The organism is Pseudomonas sp. AIG, assembly GCF_977020205.1.
On record NZ_CDROCK010000093.1, the window covers coordinates 1 to 9,013 of the forward strand.

Below are 9,013 nucleotides of genomic sequence, written 5' to 3' on the forward strand. Positions count from 1 at the left end.
GGCCTGTCACGCCGGGGGTCGCGGGTTCGAGTCCCGTCCGCTGCGCCATATTCGGAATCTGGAACACTGAACGCCAGATGCCACAGAAAGCCCGCCTAGTGCGGGCTTTTTGCTGTCTGGCGTTTGAGTATTTTTCGCTGCATATATCTATGTAGTGCCTGCCAGCCAAGCCGCTTTCGGACAATGGGCAACGTTGTTCATGACGCAATTCGCGTCATGAACCTGTTCAATTGCCTACCGAGAGGCTGAGTGCATGAGTGATTCCCTTCCAGCAAAAGCTGCCGAAAATTCGGCGGACCTAACGTTTCTGGCCCGCAAACCGTCATTTCTTGAATGCGATGACGCCGCGGCCTTTCTACATGGCATGAAATTCAAGGAAAACACCGAAGATCTCTGGTTTATCCTGAAAGATTGCCAGGGACGGTATTACTGTGCCGAGTTCTTGCAATCAGACGCACGTGAAGTGAATAACGACAGCGTTCCATCCAACGATTTGCTCTTTGTGTCCAAATGCGCGGGGCAGTTGTGCGTTTCGGTCGGATATACCGTCGTCGCCAGTTTCCATTTACATCCAGGCGCATGGATCGGCCTGGAGGAAACCGAGGCGGAGTTGTCTTATCGCAATCGCTTTTTTTCCTGGTCCGATCTGTGGGCCGTCATGAACCCGCGGCGCCAGTACTCCAGGTGCTATCTGTCCACAGGCAAGGACGGTCTTATTTCATACGCTTCAAGCGCATCAGATTTTGAGTCTGAACTGTCCCGGCAGATTGCGAAAAAAACAGACCAAAGCTCGAGTTTATTTCAGCGATTGTATGAAAGAGGAACTTTTCCAGCCAGCATCTGGATTCTGTTGGCTATCGGAGCTGGTGAACTCCGCATGGTAGTCAATAGCTTGGCTAAAAGCGCGTTATGGCGTCGCCGAGGCGCATTGAACGCCAGTTGGAAATGGGACATTGACCCAAATAATCAGACAAAGAAGTTCTCGGTCGAATTGATGCCGATTTTCAGCCCCGTGTTCCATGACGTCGCAGGCGTTGCGTCCTATTGGCGCATCAGGCAGCCCAATTCATCCGAGGGGCAAACAGTGGGTGTGATTCTCAAACATAAACACCGGGATGAGTTTATTGCCACCGCTGCCGAGTTCGGTGATTACATAGACTTTGACGTGTCTACAATTTTTCCCAAGGATCAGCATGGCAATGTCCAGCTTCCCGAGGGATTCCGGGTTTACGGTTTCTACCATTCGAGCAAGCCGTCGTCTCCAAACCTGTTGCCCGCAGCGGATACCGAACGCTTCAAGAACTTTTTTTCCCCTTCCGATATGAAAGTCGGACTGGATCGGTTGGTCGCCGCCCCTCAGCACCACCTGTTCATGATCACACCTGATGGGGCGGTCTTGAGCTTTTCGCAACCCGATATTCCAGTCAGATCGTTGATTGTTGAGTTGACGACGGACTTTGAACGGAAGTTGGTTTCGGGTGAAATCACCACACAGATGTATGTCGACAAAGTAGCAGCGGCCGGAAATCTGAGCGTACTCCTGCCGAGCAAGACATGGCTGGATGCCGGGCGGATCAGGCCATCTGTCGAGGTAGTCGCGGTGATTGCCGAGCCGACAGAGTGATCATTTGTCATTACGCTGGTGACGATAGTCACTGACTGCCTCGTAAACCGCTTTGCGCAACCGGTTGATCCCACCGATCGGTCGATGCGCCTCAATGCCAAACCAGGGGTTGAACGACAGGTTATCGCATTGCAGATTCAGCGCCGGGGTATCGAAATCCTGAGGTGGCAGGGTGATCCGCGCTACGGTTTCGAAGGGCGCGTCCTGCTCGCGCCATTCGATACTGGTGTCCTCGATCGGCATGTATTTGTGGGCATCCTGGCGCTGGATCTGCAGCACGAAACAGGCCTGCACCCGATCCGTCGACAACTGCTGATTCAACGCGCTGCGCAGGAAATTCGGCAGGTCGTGGTTCTGTTTGGGCAATGTGTACGCAGGACAATTGTCCGGATCGGGCGCTACCCGGAACTTTGCATTCGTCTCGCCGAATTTGTAGGGCGAAACCGAAAAGTATGTGGTCGCCGTCGGGCTATCCGGCGGCGGCGACAAGGTTGCCAGCGCAATCAGCAAATGGCGGATCTGCCAGGTGCGAGGGTCCCACCCGGGAAAGAAGGCCATGACCTTCTTGCCGTCGGCCTGGGCCGCCACATTCTGACGGTACTCGGCGACATCGCTGACAAAGAAGTTCGGGTGGCTGAACATCACGAAATCCTGTTCAGGCTGTGCCTGGCGGTTGCCGAGCAGCTGTTTTCCCGAAACATCCAGCAGTTTGATTGCCATGCCTCTGGCGTCGCGGAGGCTGTCGAACTGTGGGTAGGCATTGCCGTTGGACAGGCGAATCATCGCTTGCCAGGTTTTGCCGGGCTCACTGAACACGCCCTGTCGCAGCGACTGCGCCAGTTCCGGCAACACCTGCACCTGCGCCTTCACGCAACCATGAGCCTTGGCGTGTGCGTCGCGCAGATAACGTGTGCCTTCGCGGTGCTGATCAACGATGCGCACGGCGGTCTGAATCACGTCTTGAGTCATCGCGGCTTCGCCGGCTGGAATCTGTTCCAGCGCTGAAACCGGGCCACGGTGTTGCCAGGCAAACCACGCCGTGGCGATGGCCCAGCCGAGCAGGCCGATGGCGGCCACAATCAGCAGCGTTTTGCCAAGCAAACGTCCCAGCCATAACCAGATTCTGGCCGACAACGGCAATTCTTTCTTGAAGGTCGAGATCATGGCAGTTGCGCCTCCAGTGGGCCGCCGAGGACTTTCAGGTACTCAAGAAGTGCCCAGCGTTCTTCGGGCTGCAATAGCCGACCAATCACGCCATTGCCGCGTTCGCCAGCACGAAACTCATGACCGCTGTTGTGGTTGCCAGTGATACGCGTGTCGAACAGGAAGCCATTGGAAAAAGCTTCGGTGCGATAACCCAGATGGCGCGGATCGTACTCGAAGGTGCCTTTGAAGAAGGTTGTGGCGCGTTCATCCTGCGGCGACAGCAACTGATAAATGCTCGGCACCGAACCGTTGTGCAGAAACGGCGCGGTGGCCCAGACCCCGGCCAGTGGGCGGGCCTTGTAGGCGACTTTTTCGCGCACGCCGATGGGCAGACCGAAGCCATCCAGACGTGGTTTCTCCTGCGGCGTGACGTTGGCTTCGCGGTAGGCACGATCTTCGACGAAGGCGGTGACGTAAGCCAGGCCCTTGGCCACTGACAACTGGCTCAGATCCAGAGGTTCCTTGGGCGTCGGATGCAGTTTGACGTCCATGGTTTCGAGTTCCTTCAGGTCCCATTGCAGGGCGCTCAGGTCGAAACGGTGGCTGGCGATATTGTTGGCGGCGGTCGGGTCGGTGCCGATGACATCGACCGGCAGCATGTGCAAATGCTGCACCCAGCGCTCACCTTCCTGAGTCTGGCGCGGGACGTGGCAACCGGCGCAATTCTCGGCAAACAGCGTACGCCCCTTGGCTGCCAGGGGCTTGTCGATGGCGCCAAGCAGCTCCTCTGGCCACGCGGGCGGCTTGAGCTTTTGCAGGGTTTCTTCGATCGTGTGCAGATCACGCACGCGCACGCTGGAGGCATAACGTGCATCGCCTTGCAGCGGCTGGCCGTTGGCATCAAAGAAATTCAGGGTGGCGCCGACGCCCAATGCCTCGCCAATGTTGCGCGCCATTGGCTGTTGCGCCGAGCCGTTCCACTGCACCCAATCGAACGTCCACATATCCCAGAGCTGCGGGTAATCCACCGGGGCATTGGCCACGCGATAGTTGGCGGGGGAAATCGCATCGCCAAACGTTGCATTGGCAATGCGTCCGAAGGCATCGGCGCGGCCGGGACCTTCTTCGGTCGGGTAGAGGCCACGATGAGTGTCGTTCCAGGCGACTTTGAGGAAGGTGTTCAGTGAAGTTTTGAAGTCTTTGCGCAATTGATCGTGGCGCGTGTCGTATTCGTCGCCCAGCACGGTTCGGGCAAAGCGTTCGAATTTCCATGGGTTGTAGTAAGTCGAGGTCAGACTTGCCACCAACGCCTGTCCGAAACTGCCGCCCCGTAAAGTAGGAACACTGGAAGGCAACACATGTTGCGCGGTACCGCCGTCAATCCTCACAGCCTGGCCTTTGAAGCGCAACTCGCCGGTGTGGCAAGCGGCGCAAGTGATGTCCAGATATTGCTCGGAACTGTCAGGATTCTGGTGCCGGGCAAAACCGACGGGGAGGTTACCCGGATTTTTCGCTGAGGCTTTCTGCTGCGGATCAATCAAAAAACCGAAACGCGCGAGGTAATCGGGCGAGGCGAAACGTCGCTCCGAGAAGGGCAGTTCCAACGCTTGGAACCACTCATAGCGCAGCCCTTTGACCTGCGTGCCCTGAGGCGTGAAATAGTAGGTTTGCCGGTCTTCGTCACTCCACTGATTGAGGTAATGCACCTGCTCGGCGGGCGTGTAGAAGGGCAATTTCGGGTTGGCGACGTAATACAGCACCACTGCGAGAACGAGCCCCAGCAGCACGACGATCAGAGTCAGCACACGGAATAGAACGCGCAAGATAAACATCCTTGTCAAATTGTTCCGCTGTTATGCCTGAGCCTGCCACATGCGGCAAGTGGCCATTACGCCAGATGATGCAAGGAGAAACGACGCTGATTGTCGGGACAAGATGACAGAAGCTTCATCGTCGCTTCGCCTCAATGCGTTTTAATCCCTGAACTTATCGGAAGATTCCTGCTCTCATGCCGGTAGCCATTGGTCGTGGCGGCCTGATAAGCTCGCGGCTTTACTCGATTGCCCTTTCGGCGCATGAACAAGGAAATAGCATGAAACAGCATCGGTTGGCGGCGGCGGTTGCCCTGGTTAGCCTGGTCCTCGCGGGTTGTGATTCGCAGACCAGCGTAGAGCTGAAAACCCCGGCGCAAAAAGCTTCCTACGGTATCGGCCTGAACATGGGCAAGAGCCTGGCTCAGGAAGGCATGGATGATCTGGACTCCAAAGCGGTAGCCCAGGGCATCGAAGATGCCGTCGGCAAGAAAGAACAGAAGCTGAAAGATGAAGAACTGGTCGAAGCCTTCGCCGCGCTGCAAAAGCGTGCTGAGGAGCGCATGGCCAAGATGAGCGAAGAGTCGGCTGCGGCTGGCAAGAAGTTCCTTGAAGAAAACGGCAAGAAGGCGGGTGTAACCACCACCGCTTCCGGCCTGCAATATGAAGTGGTCAAGAAAGCCGACGGCCCACAGCCTAAGCCGACTGACGTAGTGACTGTTCACTACACCGGCAAGCTGACCAACGGCACCGTATTCGACAGCTCCGTCGAGCGCGGCAGCCCGATCGATCTGCCGGTAAGCGGCGTGATCCCGGGTTGGGTTGAAGGTCTGCAACTGATGCACGTTGGCGAGAAGTACAAACTGTACATCCCTAGCGATCTGGCTTACGGCGCTCAGTCGCCAAGCCCGGCAATCCCGGCCAACTCGGTTCTGGTCTTCGACCTGGAACTGCTGGCCATCAAGGATCCAGCCAAAGAAGCTGCTGCTGCCAAGTAATTGGCAAAGGCTTCAACAACAACGCCTCGCTTATGCGGGGCGTTGTTGCATCTGGAGTCTGGCAAGGGTAAACAGAGCGAACCGATGGCGGTCAGGAGAGTCATAGCCATTGAGGCTGCCATCGCTAGCCGCCCTGAGCAGCCAAGTCAATGAAATATTGGGGTTTTTTATGTGAGTAAAAAACGCCCGATCTGAGCGCAGGCCTTATGAAACGGGGCTTCCAGCGCTGAAATGCAGCTCTGTTCACAAGGTTATCCACAATTTGTGTGGATAACATTTCAATGCGAGGAATAGATGAAAGCTCCGTGGAATTTCGCTCGATTCCTGCCCTTGGCCGGCCGCCTGCTGGCACGTGGCCGCTTGCCGACCTTGCTGTTTGCGGTCGCCAGCAAAGGCGCCGCACAAGGCAATCGCCTCGGCAAACTCAAGGATGATCTACGCCTGCTCCAGGCGCTATGCCTGGCTTATTGGCGCGGCGAGTACCGGGCCATCAGTGGCAAAGCACTGGTTTCGGTGGTGGCGGGTTTGATGTACTTCCTCAGCCCGGTCGATGCGATTCCTGATTTCATTCCTGTGTTCGGCATGCTCGACGACATCGCCGTTCTCGCCTGGCTGATGAAAACCCTCGACGATGAACTCAATGCCTTCCGCCTCTGGCGCAACCGCCAGCAACCGGAAAAACTCGCCGTGGTCGAACGGTTGCCCGATACCCCTGAACAACTGCAACTGCAGGGGCCGAAAAAGCCCTGATTCATTCAGTCTTCCTGTAGATAGATACCCCCCGCGACCTTGGCCGCTGTTAGGATTACACTTCTAGGGAAAAGTGCCGACTCGCTAAGTGTTGTTGTCCTACGGGGTAGTCATGGATATTCAGATAATTGCACGCGATGGCGAACCCGAATACGCGGTTCTGCCGTGGGCTCAGTATCAGGCTCTACTAAAAGCAGCAGGCATCAACGAAACATCGTCGCGCCCGGCCCCAGCGCCTGTCGCGGCAACGTCAGACCCGATTCTTCCAGGTCTGGATCAACTACGCAGTTTGCGCGAAGGGAAGGGCATCGCCATTGAGGCGCTGGCCCGCACGGTAGGCATCAGCCCGTCTTATCTGGCCATGATCGAAAGTGGCGAGCGTCAACCCGACGCCGCGATTCGCCGCAGCCTGGCCTGGGAATTGACGGTGCCAGGGTGGAGGGATGAATCGTGAGCGTACGCATCAGTCGTCAACATTGGGACGGATTGCTCGGAGAACTGGATCAGGCGCGCCGTCAGCGCCATCTGCTGACTTATCGGGCCTTGCTTGAACGGTTGCAACTGCCGACACCGGCCATGCAAACCTTGACCGCTGCGCTTGAGCATCTGGCCGCGTTGGATGCCAAGGCTGAACAACCGTTGCGCAGCTCACTGGTGATCAGCCAAGGCGCCAGTCGTCTGCCGCGCACCGGTTTCTTTGAGTGCGTTGAACGTCTGGGACGTTTTTCCGGGCCGTCCGATGGTGTTGCCGCTGCCTCTTGGCATGCGTCGGAAGTCGTTCGCGTTTTTGAATACGAGTACCCGGAATCGGCGGAGGCCTGAGTGTTTTTACGACTCAAGGCGCGGGCCAGTTACTGGCTGGCCCGCAGGCTGTTTCACTGGTCATGGTTTGTTCGCCAACCGCGCGGTTGGCGTTGGCTCGAAGGTCAGTTTGCCCGTATGGCCAACCTCGGCGATGTCGATGCGCAAAGCTTCTATGGGCATATCCTGACCTTTCGTGGCGTCGGCCTCGGAGCGCGTGAAGAAGGTGTGCGCCTGTTGCGGCTGGCGGCGCTCGCAGGTGATGGCAAAGCGGCTTACCAGGTCGGCGTGATCAGCCTGGCCGGGACAACGAGCATACCGTCGGATCCTGTTGAAGCCGCACGCTGGTGGGGCATGGCTGCCAAGGCCGGGCATCCGCTGGCTGAGCTCAAATTGAAAGAGCTGAGTACTCGCGACTCAACACTGTAAATCCAGTTATGTCTGGTCAAATAAACGCGACGTGAGGTTTCCTCACGTCGCGTTTGCGTTTCTGCGCGCTTGTTTATCTATGAGTGATTTTTTACAGACAAGTCCTACAGTCATCGCCTACTTGCCTGACTTCTTTCCTGATTGATCCCCCGCACAGTTCCCGCGCCTAATTTTTGCGCGAGGGAACGCTCATGTTTGATCCGCTTATTCAGTCCACTTCGCACATCCGCGTGCGCTGATGGAAGCCGTCACCCGCATCGAGCAAGCACTCGACAGCTTTCCCGCCACCCTCAGTATTTACCGCGAGCAGCTCAAGCATTGGGCCAGTCGAACGGTGGAAAAAGTCAGTCAGGCGACGGATTTGCCGTCGCTGATGGGCATGGAACGGATCATTCGCTTCGGCTCCGATAGCACTGCCGTCAGCAGCACCGACAACGAGTTTTTCTCCGGCGTCGTCCAGTGCCCGAAGGGCGGGGTGATGGAGATCGAGAGCAAGTTTGAATCGGTATACGACATTGCGCTGGGCAACATCGTGGTCGATGTGATCGCCATGGATGGTGGTGAAACCACCCCCATCACCCTTGATGCGCAAGGCAAGGGCTCTTTCAAAGGAGTACCTGGAAAGTTCTATCGGGTGCTGGTGCACAGCGATGTCACTCCGCATCAGGTCGAGGATCTTTTCAAAGCCTATGACGGCCTGACCGCTGAGCTGGATGGCTGGCTGCGCAGTGAGTGGCAGGGTTTCAAACCGCAGTGGTCGCAGTCGGTGGCGACGGCGGCGGGCAACGGCATGCTCGCCGGGAGCTGGGCGGCGATCGAGGGGGTGTGGGACAGCATTGGCCTGCTGTCGGACATTCTCAAGGATCCCGGAGCGTTCGCCGAGCGGCTGGGTGAGGGCGCCACGCAGTTGATGGCGCTGGCGGCGACCGCCCCCGACGTCATGGAAAAGCTTCAATTGCTGGTCAGTGATGAAGCTGCACTGTGTTTGTTGCTGCGCACTGGCAGCCTTTGGCTCGAGATGTTGCCGCCCAGCGAAATCGCCGGGAAAACCGCGGAAGCGGCATCGATGATGATGGTGCAGTTGCTCATCGATGTGCTGATCAGCGTCGTTTTGACGTTCGTCAGTGGTGGTGCAGGCATCGCTTATCTGACGCTGCGTCTGGCGGACCGCGCCGTGCAATTGCTCTCGGCGGTGAAGCGTTTGGTGAAGGCGATGTTCGGCATCGTCGAAGGGGTCATCAAATACGTCGATCAATACAAAACCGTTGCCGCACGTGGCATCGCCGCCGGGGTGAAAAAGGGCCGGATGCAATTGCGCTGGAATGCGCAGCGCAACACCTTGTTGAAGAAAGACGAGCATCACGACGACTCGCCGGATCAGGCGAAAAACCCCAACGGTGACAGCGCCGATTGCGTGCCCTTTACCTGCACCAATGGTTGTCCGGTGTCGATGG

The 9,013-nt window shown here is 57.3% G+C and carries 8 protein-coding genes and 1 pseudogene; 7 read left to right on the top strand and 2 right to left on the bottom strand.

All coding sequences use genetic code 11. The features are described 5' to 3' along the window. The first annotated feature begins 253 nt into the window (after window positions 1-253). Window positions 254-1,624, top strand: coding sequence for a hypothetical protein (locus tag ACWR1S_RS30050; protein ID WP_454566042.1), 1,371 nt, complete (start codon window positions 254-256; stop codon window positions 1,622-1,624). Here ACWR1S_RS30050 and ACWR1S_RS30055 read toward each other — a convergent pair whose 3' ends face one another. Together ACWR1S_RS30055 and ACWR1S_RS30060 are read right to left on the bottom strand one after the other, a co-directional pair. Continuing rightward, complete coding sequence (locus ACWR1S_RS30055) at window positions 1,625-2,788, bottom strand: catalase family protein (protein ID WP_454566043.1); 1,164 nt, start codon at window positions 2,786-2,788, stop codon at window positions 1,625-1,627. Then, window positions 2,785-4,593 carry a di-heme-cytochrome C peroxidase gene (locus ACWR1S_RS30060; protein ID WP_454566044.1) on the bottom strand — a complete coding sequence of 603 codons (1,809 nt, stop codon included), beginning with the start codon at window positions 4,591-4,593 and terminating at the stop codon, window positions 2,785-2,787. The genes ACWR1S_RS30055 and ACWR1S_RS30060 overlap by 4 nt, the downstream gene beginning before the upstream one ends. 269 nt (window positions 4,594-4,862) lie before the next feature. Between ACWR1S_RS30060 and ACWR1S_RS30065 the strand changes: the two genes are divergently transcribed. The 6 genes and pseudogenes from ACWR1S_RS30065 to ACWR1S_RS30090 form a co-directional block, all read left to right on the top strand. Continuing rightward, a complete protein-coding gene (locus ACWR1S_RS30065; RefSeq protein ID WP_007919751.1) occupies window positions 4,863-5,579 on the top strand; it encodes an FKBP-type peptidyl-prolyl cis-trans isomerase in 717 nt (238 codons plus the stop codon). A 294-nt stretch (window positions 5,580-5,873) separates the two neighbouring features. Further along, window positions 5,874-6,329, top strand: coding sequence for a YkvA family protein (locus ACWR1S_RS30070; protein ID WP_077571749.1), 456 nt, complete (start codon window positions 5,874-5,876; stop codon window positions 6,327-6,329). Window positions 6,330-6,441: 112 nt separating this feature from the next. Further along, window positions 6,442-6,783, top strand: a complete 342-nt coding sequence (locus ACWR1S_RS30075) for a helix-turn-helix domain-containing protein (protein ID WP_454566045.1) — start codon at window positions 6,442-6,444, stop codon at window positions 6,781-6,783. Beyond that, window positions 6,780-7,151 (top strand): hypothetical protein, encoded by a 372-nt coding sequence (locus tag ACWR1S_RS30080; RefSeq protein WP_003223109.1) that lies wholly within the window; start codon window positions 6,780-6,782, stop codon window positions 7,149-7,151. The genes ACWR1S_RS30075 and ACWR1S_RS30080 overlap by 4 nt, the downstream gene beginning before the upstream one ends. After that, window positions 7,152-7,559 carry a tetratricopeptide repeat protein gene (locus ACWR1S_RS30085; protein ID WP_454566046.1) on the top strand — a complete coding sequence of 136 codons (408 nt, stop codon included), beginning with the start codon at window positions 7,152-7,154 and terminating at the stop codon, window positions 7,557-7,559. A 238-nt stretch (window positions 7,560-7,797) separates the two neighbouring features. Further along, a pseudogene (locus tag ACWR1S_RS30090) lies at window positions 7,798-9,013 on the top strand (type IV secretion protein Rhs); the annotation flags it as partial.